The 16,825-nt window shown below is 71.4% G+C and carries 16 protein-coding genes; 9 read left to right on the forward strand and 7 right to left on the reverse strand.

What is annotated here, in order from left to right; genetic code table 11:
• Positions 1–34 precede the first annotated feature (34 nt).
• The 3 genes from chvE (at position 35) to mmsB (ending at position 4,030) form a co-directional block, all read left to right on the forward strand.
• Positions 35–1,129 carry a multiple monosaccharide ABC transporter substrate-binding protein gene (gene chvE, locus OP86_RS03075; RefSeq protein ID WP_030058543.1) on the forward strand — a complete coding sequence of 365 codons (1,095 nt, stop codon included), beginning with the start codon at positions 35–37 and terminating at the stop codon, positions 1,127–1,129.
• Positions 1,130–1,243: 114 nt separating this feature from the next.
• A complete protein-coding gene (gene mmsA, locus OP86_RS03080) occupies positions 1,244–2,791 on the forward strand; it encodes a multiple monosaccharide ABC transporter ATP-binding protein (protein ID WP_030058542.1) in 1,548 nt (515 codons plus the stop codon).
• 3 nt (positions 2,792–2,794) lie between these two features.
• Positions 2,795–4,030 (forward strand): multiple monosaccharide ABC transporter permease, encoded by a 1,236-nt coding sequence (gene mmsB / locus OP86_RS03085; protein WP_030058541.1) that lies wholly within the window; start codon positions 2,795–2,797, stop codon positions 4,028–4,030.
• On the opposite strand, the gene OP86_RS35520 is transcribed toward mmsB, so the two are convergent.
• The 4 genes from OP86_RS35520 to OP86_RS03105 all read right to left on the reverse strand — a co-directional run bounded on the left by OP86_RS35520 (position 4,003) and on the right by OP86_RS03105 (position 6,974).
• A complete protein-coding gene (locus OP86_RS35520) occupies positions 4,003–4,686 on the reverse strand; it encodes a hypothetical protein (RefSeq protein WP_157849651.1) in 684 nt (227 codons plus the stop codon). The two genes, mmsB and OP86_RS35520, sit on opposite strands and share 28 nt — an antisense overlap.
• A 216-nt stretch (positions 4,687–4,902) precedes the next feature.
• The gene (locus tag OP86_RS03095; protein WP_030058539.1) at positions 4,903–5,265 is read right to left on the reverse strand and encodes a DUF1304 domain-containing protein; all 363 of its coding nucleotides are present in this window, start codon (positions 5,263–5,265) and stop codon (positions 4,903–4,905) included.
• Positions 5,266–5,362: 97 nt separating this feature from the next.
• Positions 5,363–5,824: a hypothetical protein gene (locus OP86_RS03100; RefSeq protein WP_157849652.1), complete on the reverse strand. Its 462-nt coding sequence runs from the start codon at positions 5,822–5,824 to the stop codon at positions 5,363–5,365.
• 109 nt (positions 5,825–5,933) lie between these two features.
• Complete coding sequence (locus OP86_RS03105) at positions 5,934–6,974, reverse strand: LacI family DNA-binding transcriptional regulator (protein WP_030058537.1); 1,041 nt, start codon at positions 6,972–6,974, stop codon at positions 5,934–5,936.
• A gap of 281 nt (positions 6,975–7,255) precedes the next feature.
• Here OP86_RS03105 and OP86_RS03110 point away from each other — a divergent pair, with 281 nt between their 5' ends.
• From OP86_RS03110 to OP86_RS03135, 6 genes are all read left to right on the forward strand, one after another.
• A complete protein-coding gene (locus OP86_RS03110) occupies positions 7,256–8,272 on the forward strand; it encodes an expansin EXLX1 family cellulose-binding protein (protein WP_030058536.1) in 1,017 nt (338 codons plus the stop codon).
• Between the two features lie 128 nt (positions 8,273–8,400).
• Entirely contained in the window at positions 8,401–8,931 is a 531-nt protein-coding gene (locus OP86_RS03115; protein WP_030058535.1) for a SigE family RNA polymerase sigma factor, read from the forward strand.
• Complete coding sequence (locus OP86_RS03120; RefSeq protein WP_030058534.1) at positions 8,928–9,719, forward strand: hypothetical protein; 792 nt, start codon at positions 8,928–8,930, stop codon at positions 9,717–9,719. The genes OP86_RS03115 and OP86_RS03120 overlap by 4 nt, the downstream gene beginning before the upstream one ends.
• Before the next feature lie 309 nt (positions 9,720–10,028).
• Positions 10,029–10,379, forward strand: a complete 351-nt coding sequence (locus OP86_RS03125; RefSeq protein ID WP_030058533.1) for a hypothetical protein — start codon at positions 10,029–10,031, stop codon at positions 10,377–10,379.
• Positions 10,380–10,622: 243 nt separating this feature from the next.
• Positions 10,623–11,213 carry a carbonic anhydrase gene (locus OP86_RS03130; protein ID WP_033330794.1) on the forward strand — a complete coding sequence of 197 codons (591 nt, stop codon included), beginning with the start codon at positions 10,623–10,625 and terminating at the stop codon, positions 11,211–11,213.
• 98 nt (positions 11,214–11,311) lie between these two features.
• The gene (locus tag OP86_RS03135; protein ID WP_245231767.1) at positions 11,312–12,775 is read left to right on the forward strand and encodes a SulP family inorganic anion transporter; all 1,464 of its coding nucleotides are present in this window, start codon (positions 11,312–11,314) and stop codon (positions 12,773–12,775) included.
• 151 nt (positions 12,776–12,926) lie between these two features.
• Here the strand turns inward: OP86_RS03135 and OP86_RS03140 are convergent, their stop codons facing one another.
• From OP86_RS03140 to OP86_RS03150, 3 genes are all read right to left on the reverse strand, one after another.
• Positions 12,927–14,924: a PTS fructose transporter subunit IIABC gene (locus OP86_RS03140; RefSeq protein WP_033330796.1), complete on the reverse strand. Its 1,998-nt coding sequence runs from the start codon at positions 14,922–14,924 to the stop codon at positions 12,927–12,929.
• Between the two features lie 115 nt (positions 14,925–15,039).
• Entirely contained in the window at positions 15,040–15,999 is a 960-nt protein-coding gene (gene pfkB, locus OP86_RS03145) for a 1-phosphofructokinase (RefSeq protein ID WP_033330797.1), read from the reverse strand.
• Positions 15,996–16,757, reverse strand: a complete 762-nt coding sequence (locus OP86_RS03150; RefSeq protein ID WP_030058526.1) for a DeoR/GlpR family DNA-binding transcription regulator — start codon at positions 16,755–16,757, stop codon at positions 15,996–15,998. Before OP86_RS03150 ends, pfkB begins: the two co-directional genes overlap by 4 nt.
• Positions 16,758–16,825: the final 68 nt, after the last annotated feature.

The following is a 16,825-nucleotide window of genomic DNA, read 5'->3' on the forward strand; positions in this document are numbered from 1 at the left end:
CTGTGCCCGGTCGCGGAACATCACTGGAGGAACTGTGCGGAAGATTTCGGCGGGCCTGGTCGCCGCTGGCCTGGTGCTCTCGCTGGCGGCCTGCGGCCAGAGCTCCAACGGAGCCGGTGACGGCCCCGCCAAGGGCGACGCCAAGGGTGGCCTGGTCGGCATCGCGATGCCGACCAAGTCGTCGGAACGCTGGATCAACGACGGCAACAACATGGTCAAGGAGTTCCAGTCCAAGGGCTACAAGACCGACCTGCAGTACGGCGACAACGTGGTGGAGAACCAGGTCTCCCAGGTGGAGAACATGATCACCAAGGGCGCCAAGCTGCTGGTGATCGCCGCCATCGACGGCTCCTCCCTCACCAACGTGCTGCAGAAGGCCGCCGACGCCCACATCCCGGTGATCTCCTATGACCGGCTGATCCGTGGCACGGCGAACGTCGACTACTACGCGACCTTCGACAACCAGAAGGTCGGTGTCCTCCAGGGCAGCTACATCGTCGACAAGCTCGGCCTCGCCGACGGCAAGGGGCCCTTCAACATCGAGCTGTTCGCCGGTTCGCCGGACGACAACAACGCCACCTTCTTCTTCAACGGCGCGATGAGCGTCCTCAAGCCGTACATCGACCAGAAGAAGCTGGTCGTGCAGAGCGGCCAGACCGAGTTCAACCAGGTCGCCACGCTGCGCTGGGACGGCGGTGTCGCCCAGTCCCGGATGGACAACCTGCTGAGCAAGGCCTACACCTCCGCCCACGTCGACGCCGTGCTCTCGCCGTACGACGGCATCTCGATCGGCATCCTGTCCTCGCTCAAGGGCGTCGGCTACGGCACCGCCAAGTCGCTGCCCATCGTCACGGGCCAGGACGGCGAGCTGGCCTCGGTGAAGTCGATCATCGCGGGCGAGCAGACCCAGACCGTCTACAAGGACACCCGCCAGCTGGCCAAGGCCGCCGTCCAGATGGGCGACGCGCTGCTGACCGGCGGCAAGCCCGAGGTCAACGACACCACCCAGTACAACAACGGTGTGAAGACCGTCCCGGCGCAGCTGCTCCAGCCGGTCAGTGTCGACAAGGACAACTACCAGAAGGTCCTGGTCGACAGCGGTCAGTACACCGCGGACCAGCTCAAGTAGCCCACGGGCCCGTCACCGGGCCCCTGCCGAAACCGGCGGTGCGGAACCCGGGCTCCCCGGAGCCCGGGGCCCCCTCCCCCACCGCACCGCCCCGAACGATACGGACGCACACCCATGGCTGGACCCGTTCTCGAAATGCGGTCGATCAGCAAGTCGTTCCCCGGCGTCAAGGCGCTCTCCGAGGTCAACCTGACCGTCGGTGCCGGCGAGGTGCACGCCATCTGCGGCGAGAACGGCGCCGGCAAGTCCACCCTGATGAAGGTGCTCAGCGGCGTCTACCCGCACGGCGCCTACGAGGGCGAGATCCTCTTCGAGGGCGAGCCCTGCCGCTTCAAGGACATCCGGGCGAGCGAGCAGCGCGGCATCGTGATCATCCACCAGGAACTGGCGCTGGTGCCGTACCTGTCCATCGCCGAGAACGTCTTCCTCGGTAACGAGCACGCCTCCCGCGGCATCATCAGCTGGCACCGGACGCTCACCCACGCCGCCGAACTGCTCCGCCAGGTCGGCCTCGACGAGAGCCCGCACACCCGGATCGCCGACCTCGGCGTGGGCAAGCAGCAGCTGGTCGAGATCGCCAAGGCGCTGGCCAAGAAGGTCAAGCTGCTCATCCTGGACGAGCCGACCGCAGCGCTGAACGACGAGGACAGCCGCAAGCTGCTCGACCTGATCCTCGAACTCAAGGCGCAGGGCATCTCCTGCATCATCATCTCGCACAAGCTGAACGAGATCGCCCGGGTCGCGGACTCCGTGACCATCCTGCGCGACGGGCAGACCATCGAGACCATCGCGATCGGCCCCGAGGGCATCTCCGAGGACCGGATCATCCGCGGCATGGTCGGCCGCGACCTGGAGCACCGCTACCCCGAGCGCACCCCGGACATCGGGGAGGTCGCCTTCGAGGTCGAGGACTGGAGCGTCCGGCACCCGATCGACCAGCAGCGCATGGTCGTGGACGGCGCCTCGCTGAACGTGCGGCGCGGTGAGATCGTCGGCATCGCCGGCCTGATGGGCGCCGGCCGCACCGAACTGGCGATGAGCGTCTTCGGCCGCTCGTACGGGCGGTGGGCCGCCGGCCGGGTACGGCTGCACGGCCAGGAGATCCGTACCCGGACGGTGCCCGAGGCGATCGGGCACGGCATCGCGTACGTCACCGAGGACCGCAAGCAGCTCGGCCTCAACCTCATCGACGACATCAGCCGGAACATCTCGCTGAGCGCGCTCGGCAAGGTCGCCAGCTACGGCCGGGTCAACCGGCACGAGGAGGCCAAGGTCGCCGAATCGTTCCGGCACACCATGAACATCAAGGCCCCGACGGTGTTCACCCGGACCGGCACGCTCAGCGGCGGCAACCAGCAGAAGGTCGTCCTCAGCAAGTGGATCTTCGCCGGGCCGGAGGTGCTGATCCTCGACGAGCCCACCCGCGGCATCGACATCGGCGCGAAGGCGGAGATCTACACGGTGATCGCCGAGCTGGCCGCCCAGGGCAAGGCCGTGCTCGTCATCTCGTCCGAACTCCCCGAACTCCTGGGCCTGTGCGACCGGATCTACACCATGGCCGAAAGCCGGATCACCGGCGAGGTGGCCCGTGCCGACGCCACCCAGGAATCCCTTATGCGGCTCATGACCATGAGCACCGCATCCAGCAACGAGCAGGTGTGAGGCATGGCCCCGACCGAGATCATCCCGGATTCGTCCCCGAAGGCACCGCAGGCCGGTCCAAGCCCCTCCCTCGGCGGCGTACTGGCCCGCGCGCTGCGCGGCAACGTGCGCCAGTACGGCATGCTGGTCGCCCTCGCGCTGATCGTGCTGCTGTTCCAGATCTGGACTGACGGCATCCTGCTCCAGCCGCTCAACATCACCAACCTGATCCAGCAGAACGGCTACATCCTCATCCTGGCGATCGGGATGATGATCGTCATCATCGCCGGGCACATCGACCTCTCGGTCGGCTCGCTGGCCGCCTTCGTCGGGGCCGCCGCCGCGGTGATGATGGTCAAGCACCAACTGCCGTGGCCCGTGGCGCTGATCGCCGCGCTGGTGATCGGCGCCCTCGCCGGCGCCTGGCAGGGCTTCTGGATCGCCTACCTCGGGATCCCGTCCTTCATCGTCACCCTGGCGGGCATGCTGCTGTTCCGCGGCGGCACCCAGATCCTGCTCCAGGGCCAGTCGGTGGCGCCGTTCCCCAAGGGCTTCCAGAGCATCAGCAGCGGCTTCCTCCCCGAGGTCGGACCGCACACCAACTACCACAACCTCACCCTGCTGCTGGGCCTCGCGGTGCTGGCCGTCGCGATCCTCCAGGAGCTGCGCGGCCGGCGGCAGACCGCCTCGTACGGGCTTGAGGTGCTCCCCCTCGGGCTGTTCCTGACCAAGCTCGCCGTGATCACCGCGGCCGTGGTCGCCTTCACCCTGCTGCTGGCCAGCTACCACGGCGTGCCGATCGTGCTGCTGATCCTCGGCGCACTGCTGGTCGGCTTCGGCTACCTGATGCGCAACTCGATCATCGGGCGGCACACCTACGCCATCGGCGGCAACGAGCCGGCGGCCAAGCTGTCCGGGGTGAAGAGCAAGCGGGTCGTCTTCCTCGCCTTCACCAACATGGGCGTCCTCGCGGCGCTGGCCGGGCTGGTCTTCGCCGCGCGGCTCAACGCCGGCACCCCGCAGGCCGGCATCAACTTCGAGCTGGAGGCCATCGCCGCCGCCTTCATCGGCGGCGCCTCCGCCAGCGGCGGCGTGGGCACCGTGATGGGCGCGATCATCGGCGGCCTGGTGCTCGGCGTGCTGAACAACGGCATGTCGCTGGTCGGTGTCGGCACCGACTACCAGCAGGTGATCAAGGGCCTGGTGCTGCTCGCAGCCGTGGGCTTCGACGTCTACAACAAGCGCCGAGCCGGTTCCTGACCCAGCCGGCGGCGAGAGGGCGGGCGCGGTGTTCCCACACCGCGCCCGCCCTGCCATGTGTCCGTAACCTGGCAGGAACGTGGCAGGACGGGCCCCGATGCAGACTGGTTCCGGATCCGCGCGGGAGAGAGGCCGACCAGGGTGATCGCCGCTGAGCAGGGGAACCTGCCCGCCCCCTTCACCGGGTTCGTGGGCAGGCGCCACGAGAGGAGCCCGTCCCGGTCGTCGAACCTGCCGCCGTAGTAGATGAACTGAACGTGCTGGTTCGGCTGGTTGGTTTCGTAGTATCCGAACCACCGGTTGCCGGTTGCCTGGCCGGGCCACCCCGCGTTCTGCGCGGGGGTGAGCCAGGCATAACTGTTGCCCTGGTTCCAGGTGTTGGTTTGCCAGTCGATCCGGTGGTTGGCCCAGAAGTCCGCCGCTTCGAGCGCGGCGTTCCAGTCCTGCGGGCTGATGCCACCCGGCGGGTTGTTGCAGGTCTGGGTGCAGGCACCCGTCGGGGGCTGGGCGAACGCGGGGGCGGATTGGGCGACCGTGCCGCCCACGAGGGCGAGCAGAACGCTCGCGACGGTCAGGATCCGGCGGCGGCCCCGGAGCGGGGCCTTCTTACGGCGATCCACGTCGGGCGCGGGTGCCGGGTCAAGAGCGGTGGACAACACGTGCTCCTTGGCTGTTCGGGGTGACCGGGGGCCATTCGCCCCGGTGCCGCCAAGGAAGTCGGTCGTCCGTATCAGTGGGCTCTCGGTCGGATCACAGCCGCCCGGAGGGCGGAACTGACACCCGGTGGTGAGGAGAGCCGAGGGGTGCCTCTCGGGAGAGGCACCCCTCGGTGGACGGTCGTTCGGGATTCAGGTCAGGATTCAGGTCGGGATTCAGTGAGCCAGGAGCACCAGGAGCAGCACGACCAGCGCCGGCACGGTCTGCACGAACAGGATCTTGCGGGAGGACGTCACGGCGCCGTACAGGCCGGCGACGGCGACGCAGGACGCGAAGAAGACCCGCACCTGGAAGCCGACCGGGTCGGAGGCGAACGCGCCCCACAGGAGCCCGGCCGCCAGGAAGCCGTTGTACAGGCCCTGGTTGGCGGCCAGCGCCTTGGTCGAGACCGCGAACTCCTCGGTCGTCCCGAAGGAAGCCCGGGCCCGGGGAGTGGTCCAGAGGAACATCTCCAGGACCAGGATGTAGACGTGCAGGAGGGCGAGCGCGACAACCGCAATCACGGCAACTGTGGACATGCCGGGCATATTACGCGTCGGCGCGGGCCCGAACCGGGCGCGGCCGGAGTGCACGTGATGCCTGGACCGGCATTTTGTTCAGGCACTTGCCCAACCGTCAAGTCCGGCTCCGGGCGACGTGGGTCGCGATCGAGACCGCCAACTGCTGGGGGCGGTGCACATGGACGAGGACCAGGGGCCCCGGCTGGTCCCGGATCAGCAGGGCCACCGCGGCGTGATGGAGCGTCGTCAACTCCCGGCCGCCGCCGATCCGTTGGTTCTCGACGCGACCTGGCGAGTAGCTGACGTCCAGGATGTCGGCCCAGCCGAGCAGCGCCGGCTCCAACTCGTCCGCGAAGCGCAGCCGCAGGCCCTCCGGGCGCACCTCGACGGCCTGCAGACCCGCGCTCGGCGGGAGCCGGCCGGCGACCAGGAGGCCGCCGATCACCACCGCGTCGACCACCAGCCCCTGCCACCAGATGCCCCGGTACATCAACACCCAGAAGAGCAGCACCAGGGCGCAGAAGGCCCACTTCCACACCACCATCGGAACGTAGCGGCGGACTCGGTGAACGCTCACAACTCCGCCGCCCGGTACTGCTGCTGCCATCGGCTTCCCCAACCCAATCGTTTGGGTTGGATGATAGGCATGACCCGGCCGGGGCACCAGGGCCCGGAACCGGGCAGGCTCAGAGAAGTGACGGCCCGACAGGCCGACCGCTGGACGCCCGCACCACCAGCTCGGGCCTGAGCCGCCGGGACCGGGGCGGTTCGCCGCCGATCCGGCGCAGCAGTTCCCGCACCGCGACCCGGCCCTGCTCCGCCATCGGCGAGCGGACCGTGGTGAGCGCGACCGGCAGCTCCGCGGCGACCGGGGTGTCGTTGAAACCCGCCAGGGCGAGGTCCCTCCCCGGGTGCAGGCCCAGGTCACGGGCCGCGCCCAGGACCCCGATGGCGGCCAGGTCGTTGACGGCGAACAGGGCGGTGGGGCGCCGAGGGGTGGTCAGCAGGGCGGTCGCCGCCGCCCGGCCGCCGACGGTGTCGAAGGCGCAGTGCCGCACCAGTTCGGCCGGCACCGGCAGACCCGCCTCGGCGTACCGGTCGACGAAGCCGGCCGTGCGGTCGGTGCCGGTGCTGGCGAAGGGCTCGCCCGCGACGCAGCCGACCCGGGTGTGCCCCAGCCCCAGGAGGTGCTCGGCCACCAGGCGCCCGCCCCGGTAGTCGTCGCAGGTGACGGCCGGGAGTTCGCCCTCCGTACGACGGTTGACCAGGATGTGCGGCGTGCGCCGGAGCACCGGGTCCGCCAGGGCGGCGCCGTCCAGGTGCGCATCGCCGATGATGACGCCGTCCACCCGCCTGCCGAGGACCATCGCGATCCGCTCGCGCTGACGAGCCGGATCGTCCTGGGTGTTGGTGACGAAGGCGGCGAGCCCGTGCCGGGCGGCCTCCTCCTCGATGCCCTCGTAGATGGTCGCGACGACGACCTCGGACAGCCGCGCGAACACCACCCCGATCAGGTTGCTGCGCCGGGTTCGCAGGCTCACCGCGGCGGGGTTGCGTCGGTAGCCCAGCTCGTCGGCGAGTTCCCGGACCCGACGCGCCGTCGGCCCCGACGCGGCCCGCCGTCCGTCACCCTCGCTCCCGTTCAGCACCCGGGAGACGGTGGAGACGTCCAACCCCAGTCGGTCGGCGATCACCCTCAGCGTCACCGGACGGCTCTCGATACCCACGACCGACTCCTTCTCCTCCACGACCGCCCATTCTGCGCGACCACCGCACCGGCCCCGCACGGCCCTCCCGGACACCGCCCACACCCCGGCCGAAATTCTTTCCAGCACGCGGCAACCCTTCCGCCGGCGGCGGCAACTGACGGGTGACACCGAGGGCGAGGCGCCCACGGGGCCCCGCAAAAAAACTTTCGCCGGAGCGGCAACCTTTCCGGCTCCGGCGACCACTGGTCAGCGCAACGTCGAGTCGATCCACCGAAGTCGACCTACCGAAACGGACGGGAATGAAGGCAACGAAGCACGCGGCGCCACAGTCGAACCGCAGGCGTGGGCTGATCATGGGCATACCGTTGGCGCTGGTGGCGGTCGGTGTGCTGGTCTTCCTGGCCTTCGCACTGCTGCCGGGCAGCGGGGGCGGCGCCGTCTCCGCCGAGCCGGCCGCCGCCTCCGTCGCCGCCACCGAGTCGAGCGCTCCGCCCGGCGACGGCGCCCCGGCCGATCCCACCCCCTCGGCGGCAGCGCCGTCGGTCACCAGCCCCGCGCCCTCGGCCACCGGCACCCCGTCGCCGTCGGCCACTCCCACGCCGCGGCCGTCGGCCACCACCGCCACCCCGACCACGGCCGCCCCGACACCCGCGGCCGCCACCACCGGTGCCGGCGCCGCACCGGCCGCGGCGTCGCTCGCCGGGCGGATCAAGCCCGGGACGAACTACCAGGGCGTCGCGACCTCCTACGACGCCGCCGACGGCAACGGCGCCTGCTCGTTCGGCCCGTCCGGCGACATGATGATCGCGGCGATGAACCACACCGACTACGAGACGTCCAAGGCCTGCGGGGCGTCCGTGCTCGTCCGCGCCGCCAACGGGGCCAGCATCACGGTGCGGATCGTCAACGAGTGCCCCCTGCCCTGCGCGCCCGGGCAGCTCGACCTCAGCCACGAGGCCTTCGCCAAGCTCGCCGACCTCTCGGTGGGCCGTCTCCCGATCACCTGGACGGTGCTGAGCCCCGGCACGGCACCCGCCACCATGTCGATCCGGTACAAGGCCGGATCCTCGCAGTGGTGGTGCGGGATCCAGGTGATCGGCCACCGGAACCCGGTGGCGGCCCTGGAGGTCCAGAGCGGCGGCGGCTGGCGGCAGCTGACCCGCACCGACTACAACTACTTCCTCTCCCCCGACGGCAGCGGGTGCGGCGGGTCGATCAGGGTCACCGACGTCTACGGGGAGCAACTGACCGTCGACGGACTCGCGGTGAAACCGGACGTCGTCCAGCCGACCCGAGTCCAGTTCGCCAGGCATTGAGCGCGCCGCTCGCCCGTCGGTCGGCGGTGGCCCCCCGCCGGGGCGACCACCGCCCCGACCTGGAGACGGGCACTGCTAGGCTCGCGCCTGTTAACGCTCACATTGCAGGGAGAGGGCGACCGGGGGAAATGCTCCTCGATGACGCGTCCGCGGAGTTCCACGACTTCTTCGAACGCCACTACGCCGAACTCGCCCGTCTCGCCCACCTCCTGACCGGCGAGACGGACGCGGCAGACGACCTCGCCGCGGACGCCCTGATCGCCCTGTGGCAACGCTGGGACCGGCTCCGCGCGGCTGACAATCCGATCGCCTACGCGCGCGGGGTGGTCGCCAACATGGCCCGGGCCAGGATCCGCAGCGCGATCCGCGAGCGGCGCCGGGTGCTGCTGTTCTGGTCCCGCGCCCCCGAGAGAACGGACGGCCCGGACACGGCCGCCGTGTTGGACGTCCGCACGGCGCTCGCCAGGATGCCGTTCCGCAAGCGGGCGTGTGTGGTGATGCGCCACGCCTTCGACCTGTCGGAGAAGGACACCGCTGCGGCGCTGGGCATATCGGTCGGTACGGTGAAGAGCCAGACCTCGAAGGGCATGGCCGAGCTGAAACGCGCACTCGGCGCACAAGCGGTCGGCGAACTGACAGCAGGAAGGAGGAACCGGTGAACGAGGACATCACCTGGCGGCTGCGCGAGGCCGCCGAAGCCCATCAGCCCGACCGCGCACGGATCCTGGCCCGCGTCGAACGCGGCGTGGCCCGCCCTCCCGTCCGCCACCGCACATCGCCGTTCACGAGGTCGTGGCCCAGGGCCGCCCTCGCGAGCATCGCCACCGCCGGCATCCTGGCGACCGGAGGCTTCGCCGTCGCCGCCATCATCGGGACACCACCGCCGTCGGACACCGTCACCACCGCTCCGGCCACCCCGCCCCCGACGGCCGCCCCTTCGCCGACGCCGTCGGCTGCCCAGGGCACCGTCGCCCCGGCCCCCGTACCCGCGCCGGCCACTGCCACCACCACCCCGGCCAGCCCCCGCCCGACCCCCTCGGCGAGCAGCCGCCCCCAGAGCGGATCGCTCTGGTCGGAGGGATCGGTCGACTCGCACAGCACGGTCTACTGGGCCCAGAACAACCTGGCCCTCAAGACCACCCAGCCGCTCACCTCGCTCACGGTCGAGTTGCGCATCGCCCAGACCGGCGACGTACGGGACACCGGCAACTGGCACACCCTGCCGAACGACGACTTCACCGTCACCGCCCAGGAGTCCGGCGGCGTCCTGGTCTACCGCTGGGTCCTGAAGCCGGGCCGCACGGTGCAGGTCGGACAGTACGAGTTCGCCGCCCAGTTCAACCACGCCACCGGCGTGCGCAGCGCCGCGAACGACAGCTACCGGGTCGACGCCCAGTCGGCCGGCGGCCCCGCCTCGGTCTGGGGAGGGTTCGGCCCGGCACGGTGACGCCCGGCCGCGTCCGCTGCCCATGCCCGGGGAATCCGCCACGGATTCCCCGGGCATTCTCGACGGAAAACCCGCCGGCGAATCGCTCGATTGTCCGCCCGTCGCCGCCAGTCCTCCTTCTCTTGGAAAGGTCGCATCGCAAACAATTCACCATTCGCCCGCATGCGGAGCCGCCTCCAGGACATCGCCGGCCGGTCCGCTGCGACGGTTAACACAGTGTTTACCGGAATGCGGAACTCACCGCCACGACAGGTCGTCAGAATTCGTGGGAGTCCCAAGAAAGCATCAAGACCGGGAAGGGAACAGGCAATGTCCTCAGTCACGCGGGTGGTCGGCGTCGTCGCCGCGGCCCTCGTGGCCGTGTTGGGCATGCTGGCACTGTCCCAGTCCGTGTCCGCGTTCACCCGGGAGAACGGCTGCCCTCGGGTGGTCGCGGAGGCGAAGCTCGTCGAGGAGGCGGCGCTCCCCAAGTACGCGCCCGGCCTGTACTCGACGCGCAGCCGGTCCGTCGAAGTCCCCCAGCGGCGGCCCGAGTTGCTGCCGGCCCTGCTCGACGACGCTCCGGTCGTCAGCCATCCCGCTCCGGCTGGGGACCCGGAGGCGCCGCACGGGGCGCTCAGACAGTCCAGAGCGGCGGTCCTCCAGGTGTTCCGCTGCTGATCGTCGCCGACCGTGCCCGCATGCTCCTCGACGACGGCCACAACCAGACGGTGACGCCCCGACGGTGACATCCGGACGGTGACGCCCGGACGGTGACGTCCCCACGTCCGACGGTTCACGACGGCCCACGGCAGTGATTCCCTGCCACCGCCGCCGCGCTGCGTGCTGCCTTCCTCCGCATCGAGCGGGCACGACCCCGAAGTCTCATTCCGACACGACTTCCGAAGGGCCCGAGGCATCGACATGCAAGCATTCATCGACCACGCCCGTACCTTCCGCCGCCGTGCCGCGCAGGACTCGGACGCCTTCGGGCGACTGGCTGCCGGTCAGAACCCGCAGGCGCTGTTCATCACCTGCTCGGACTCCCGCATCATCCCCTCCGCCGTCACCGGCGCCCGGCCCGGGGACCTCTTCGAGATGCGGACCGCAGGCAACATCGTCCCGCCGTACCGGCCGCACGTCCCGTCGGCCGAAGCCGCGACCATCGAATACGCCGTCGAGGTCCTGGGGATCGCCGACATCGTGGTGTGCGGCCACTCGCACTGCGGCGCCGTCGGCGCCGTCGTACGGGGCGACGACCTCACCGGCGTGCCCGCGGTGCGCGACTGGCTCGCCGACGGCACCGCACTGACGCCGGGCCGGGCGGCGAGCCACGACCTGGCCGGCCCGGTCCAACGCCACGTCCTGGACCAGTTGCAGAAGCTGCGCACCCACCCGAGCGTCGCGCGCCGGGTCGACGAGGGACAGCTCGGCCTGCACGCCTGGTTCTACGAAGTGCACACCGGCGCGGTCCTCACCCACCGCCCCGGTACCGACGTCTTCCTGCCGCTGTGACGCCGCAACCAGCCGTGAACCCGCGGCCCGCCGTGACGCCGCAACCCGCTGTGAACCCGCGGCCGACCACCCCCGAACCTCCCCGGATGAGGGCTCCGATGCGCTTTCCCGCACTCAAGTACGACCTGACCGCCTCGCTCGTCGTCTTCCTCGTCGCGCTCCCCCTGTGCGTCGGCGTCGCCGTCGCCTCGGGCGTACCCGCCGAACTCGGCCTGATCACCGGCATCGTCGGCGGCCTGGTGGCCGGTGCGCTCCCCGGCAGCAGCCTCCAAGTCAGCGGCCCGGCAGCCGGGTTGACCGTCCTGGTCGCCGAGACGGTGCAGCGGTTCGGACTGCCGGCGCTCGGCGTCGTGGTCGCCGCCACCGGCCTGCTCCAGCTGCTGCTGGGCGCGCTGCGCTGGGGCCGATGGTTCCGCGCGATCTCCGTCGCGGTGGTCGAGGGCATGCTGGCCGGGATCGGTCTGGTCATCATCGCCGGCCAGCTCTACGCGATGGCCGATCGGCCGGCGCCGACGAGCGGAGTCGGCAAGCTCCTCGGCCTGCCCGGCCTCGCCGCCCGGCTCGTCTCCTCGCCCGCCGCCGGCTACTCCTTCGCGATCGGCGCCGGCAGCATCGCCGTGATCGTGCTGTGGCAACGGCTCCCGGCCCGGGTGCGGGTCGTCCCGGGCGCGCTGGTGGCCGTGCTCCTCGCCACCGCCGCGACCTGGCTGCTCCACCGTCCGGTGAAGAAGGTCGAGGTCAAGGGTCTGCTGGACGCCATCCAGCCACCGGGCAGCGGCGTGCTCGACCAGCTCACCCCCGCCCTGCTCGTGACGATCGTGGCCTTCACCCTCGTCGCCTCGGCCGAGAGCCTCTTCAGCGCGGCGGCCGTCGACCGGCTCCACGACGGGCCGCGCACCGACTACGACAAGGAGCTCATGGCCCAGGGGGCGGGCAACGCCCTGTGCGGCGCCCTCGGCGCCCTGCCGATGACCGCGGTCATCGTCCGCAGCGCCGCCAACCTCCAGGCCGGCGCCAGGACCAAGGCGTCCCGCGTGCTGCACGGGGCGTGGCTGCTGCTCTTCGCCGCACTGCTCCCCGCCGCCCTCGGCGTCATCCCCGTCGCGGCGCTGGCCGGCGTACTCGTGCACGCGGGGTTCAAGCTCCTGCCGTTCAAGCAGCTCGGACCGCTGTGGCGCGAGCACCGCTCCGAAGCGCTCGTCCTCGCGGCCACCGCCGTGGCCATCGTCACGGTCAACATGTTCGAGGGCGTGCTGATCGGCCTGGGCCTGTCGATCGTCAAGACCGCCTGGGAGACCTCCCGGCTGCACGTGGAGACGGAGCAGCCGCCCACCGGCACCATCCGGGTCCGGCTGACGGGCAACGCCACGTTCCTCCGGTTGCCCAAGCTCCTGGACGCCCTTGAGGCCCTGCCGACCGACCGCGTCCTGGAGCTGGACCTCACGGACCTCCGCCACCTCGACCACGCCTGCCAGACCGCGCTGACCACGTGGGTCGAGCGTCACAACGCGAACGCCCCCGAGGCCGTACGGCTGATACCCGCGCTGGCCGGCCGGGGCTGATCCTCCCGGGCGGACACGACCGGGGCGCCCGCTCGAAGGAGCGGGCGCCCCGGGCCGGTTCGGGTTCCGGTCTGCGGATCACCTCCGCGGGATCACCTCTGCCGGATCACCTCCGCCGGATCACCCCGGACGGACCTCACGGCGCGCCGGGTCAGACGGCGGCCGGCTGCTTCCCGGCGACGGCGGGGGCCACAGCCGCCTGGGCGGCGGGCTTCCGCATCCCCTTGAGCAGCACCACCACCGCCGTGGTGACCACCGTGCCCGCCACGACCGCGACCAGGTACAGGAACGGGCTGCCGATCAGCGGGAGCACCCAGATCCCGCCGTGCGGGGCACGCAGGGTGGAGCCGAAGGCCATCACCAGGCCGCCGGCGGTCATGCTGCCGACGATGTTCGCCGGGATGACCCGCAGCGGGTCGGCCGCCGCGAACGGGATCGCGCCCTCGGTGATGAACGAGGCACCGAGCACCCAGGCGGCCTTGCCGTTCTCCCGCTCGTCCGGGGTGAACAGCGTGCGCCGGACGACGGTCGCCAGGGCCATGCCCAGCGGCGGGGTCATGCCGGCGGCCATCACGGCAGCCATCACCTTGAGGCTGCCGGCGTCCGGGGTGGTCCCCGCGGTGGTGAGCGCACCGGCCGCGAAGGTGTAGGCGACCTTGTTGAGCGGACCGCCCATGTCGAAGGCCATCATCGCGCCGAGCAGCACGCCGAGCAGGATCGCGTTGGAGCCGGAGAGGCCGTTCAGCCAGTCGGTCAGACCGCTCATCGCCGAGGCGATCGGCGAGCCGACCACCACGAACATCAGGAAGCCGACCGCCGCCACCGACAGCAGCGGGATCACCACGACCGGCATGATGCCCTTGATCGCCCGGGGCACGTTCCAGCGGATCATCCACAGCACCAGGAAGCCCGCGGCCAGGCCCGACACGATGCCGCCGAGGAAGCCCGCGCCGACCGCCACCGAGACGGCGCCACCGGCGATGCCGGCGGCCAGTGCCGCCCGATCGGCGATCGCCCAGGCGATGTACCCGGAGAGGATCGGGACGAGGAAGCCGAACGAGGTCTTGCCGGTCTGGAACAGCATCGCCGCCCAGCTGTGCGAGGAGGTCCAGTCGAAGTGGCCCAGCACGGAGGGGGCGGAGGCGATCTGGTAGCCGCCGATCGCGAAGGCGAGCGCGATCAGCAGCCCGCCGGCCGCGACGAACGGGATCATGTAACTGACGCCCGTCATCAGGTACCTGCGCAGCCGCTGGGCCCAGTGCTCGCCCGTCGGTGCGCTCGGTGAGCTCGGGGCGGCGGCCGGGGCAGTGGCGGGACGGGCGCCGCCGACCTCGGCGACCAGCGCGGCGGCCTGCACGATCAGGTCGTCGGCGCGGTTGACGCCGGCCTTGACGCCCACGTCCACGGTCGGCTTGCCGGCGAAGCGGGCACGGTCCCGGATCTCGACGTCATGGGCGAAGATCACCGCATCGGCTGCCGCGATCACCTCGGGGGCGAGCGGCGTCGTCCCGGCCGAGCCCTGGGTCTCGACCTGGATCCGCGCGCCCGCCCGGGCGGCGGCCAGCTCCAGGGCCTTGGCGGCCATGTAGGTGTGGGCGATACCGGTCGGGCAGGACGTCACCGCGACCAGCCGCAGCCCGCTGTCGGCAGCGGGCGTCTCCGGAACGGCGGCCATCTCCGGAACGGCGACCGGCGCCTCCTCCCCGTTGATCGTCGCCGCGACCGCGACCGGGCTCTCGGCGTCGCGCAGGGCGCCGGTGAAGGCCGGGTCCATGAGCCGCCGGGCCAGCGCGGCGAGGATCTGCAGGTGGGTGTCGTCCGCACCGGCCGGTGCCGCGATCATGAAGATCAGGTCGGCGGGCCGTCCGTCCGGGGCGTCGAAGTCCACGCCCTTGGCGCTGCGGCCGAAGGCCAGGCTCGGCTGCGTGACGTGGGGCGATCTGCAGTGCGGGATGCCGATCCCGTCGCCCATCCCGGTCGGGGCCTGGGCCTCGCGGGCGGCGATGTCGGCGAGGAAGCCTTCGAGGTCGGTGACCCGGCCCTCGGCGACCAGCCGCTGGGCGAGGGCGCGCAGGGCTTCGCTCTTGTCCTCGGGGGCGAGGTAGAGGTCAACGAGTGCGGGTGTGATCAGTCCGCTGGTGTCGCTCATGGTGTCGGTCCTTCGGCTGGTGCCTGACAGTGTTTCCTTGCCCCCGGGAAATTGCGCCCTTCCGTCCCACACGGTCGGACGTGCGGCCTCCGGCGGTGGATGCCGGAGGCCGTTCTCAACCGCGGAGCGGTCGTTCGAGCGGGATGTCCGCCGTCACGACCACCGCGGCCGGGTCCAGATCGGCCGGGGTCGGCATGACGCTCCCCGGCAGTTGTACGGCGGCGGCGCCGTGCGCCAGGGCCGCCGCGAGTGCCTCGGGGCCGGCGCCACCGGCTCCGAGGAAGCCCGCGAGTGAGGCGTCGCCCGCGCCCACGTCGCTGCGGACGGCGGCGACCGGCGCGCTGCCGTACCAGCTGCCCTCCTCGGCGATCAGCAGCATCCCGTCCGCACCGAGGCTGGCGAGGACCTGCTGGGCGCCGCGTTCGCGCAGTTCCCGGGCCGCGTCCACGGCGTCGCCGACGGTGTGGACCGGGCGGCCCACGGCCTCCGCGAGTTCCTCCCGGTTGGGCTTGACCACGTCGGGGCGGGCCGAGAGCGCGGCCAGCAGCGCGGGGCCGGAGGTGTCCAGGGCGATCCGGGCGCCGCCCGAGTGCACCTGGGCGACCACCTCGGCGTACCACTGGGGTGCCAGTCCGCGCGGCAGGCTGCCGCAGCAGGCGAGCCAGTGCACGTCGTTCCCGGTGTCCTGTCCGGTCTTCTGGGCGTCGCGGACGAGCGCCAGCAGTGCGGCCGACTCGGCGGCGCTGAGCTCGGGGCCCACCGCGTTGATCTTCGTGAGGCTGCCGCCGTCCTCGGCGATCGAGACGTTGATCCGGGTGTCGCCCGCGATCGCGACCGCCTCGACCTCGATGCCCTGACGGCGCAGCAGGTCGGCGAGCAGCTGCCCGGAGAGGCCGCCCAGGGGGAGGACCGCGCTGGTGCGGTGGCCGGCGGCGGTGAGCGCGCGGGAGACGTTGACGCCCTTGCCGCCCGGGTCGAGCCGGTCGTGCGCGGCCCGGTTGACCTCGCCCGGGACGAGGGTGCCCAGTTCGTAGGTGCGGTCGAGGCTGGGGTTGGGGGTGATGGTGACGATCATGCGCGAATGACTTCCGGTCCGTGGTTCTCGATCTCGGCGGTCTGCTCGTCGGTCAGTCCAGTGTCCGTGACCAGCACGTCCACCTGGTCCAGCGAGCCGAAGCGGGCGAAGTGGCGGGCGCCGTACTTGGAGGAGTCGGCCACCAGGACCACCCGCCGGGCACTGGTGAGCATGGCCCGTTTGACGGCCGCCTCGGCGAGGTCCGGCGTGGAGAGGCCGCCCTCCGGGGAGAAGCCGTTGGTGGCGATCACCGCGACGTCGGCGTGGATGTCCGCCAGGTCCCGCAGCGCCCACGTGTCGACGGCGGCCTGGGTGCGGTGGCGCAGCCGGCCTCCGACCAGGTGGAGGGCGAGCCCGCGGTGGTCGGCCAGCCGGGCGGCGACCGGGAGGGCGTTGGTGACGACGGTGAGCGTGCAGTCGGCGGGCAGCAGGCCGGCCAGCCGGGAGACGGTCGTCCCGGCGTCCAGGATGACGCTGCCCTCGCTGGGCAGCAGGGCCAGGGCGGCCTTGGCGATGCGTTCCTTCTCGGCCGCGGCCGTGGAGTCGCGTTCGGCCAGGCCGGGTTCCAGGTGCAGTGCGCCGACGGGCAGCGCGCCGCCGTGCACCCGGTGCAGCAGGCCGGCCCGGTCGAGGGCGCTCAGGTCACGCCGGATGGTCTCCTGCGTGACGCCGAAGTCCTCGGCCAGCGTCGGCACGTCCACCCGGCCCTGCTCCTGGGCGAGGCGGAGGATCTCTTGCTGCCGCTCGGGTGCGTACATGTGGGATTGAGTCCGTTTCATGTCTGTTCACGCTTGGTTCAGGCTGACCATACGCGCTCCGACCGAAA

It is taken from the genome of Streptomyces novaecaesareae, assembly GCF_000716875.1.
Lineage (GTDB): Bacteria > Actinomycetota > Actinomycetes > Streptomycetales > Streptomycetaceae > Kitasatospora > Kitasatospora novaecaesareae.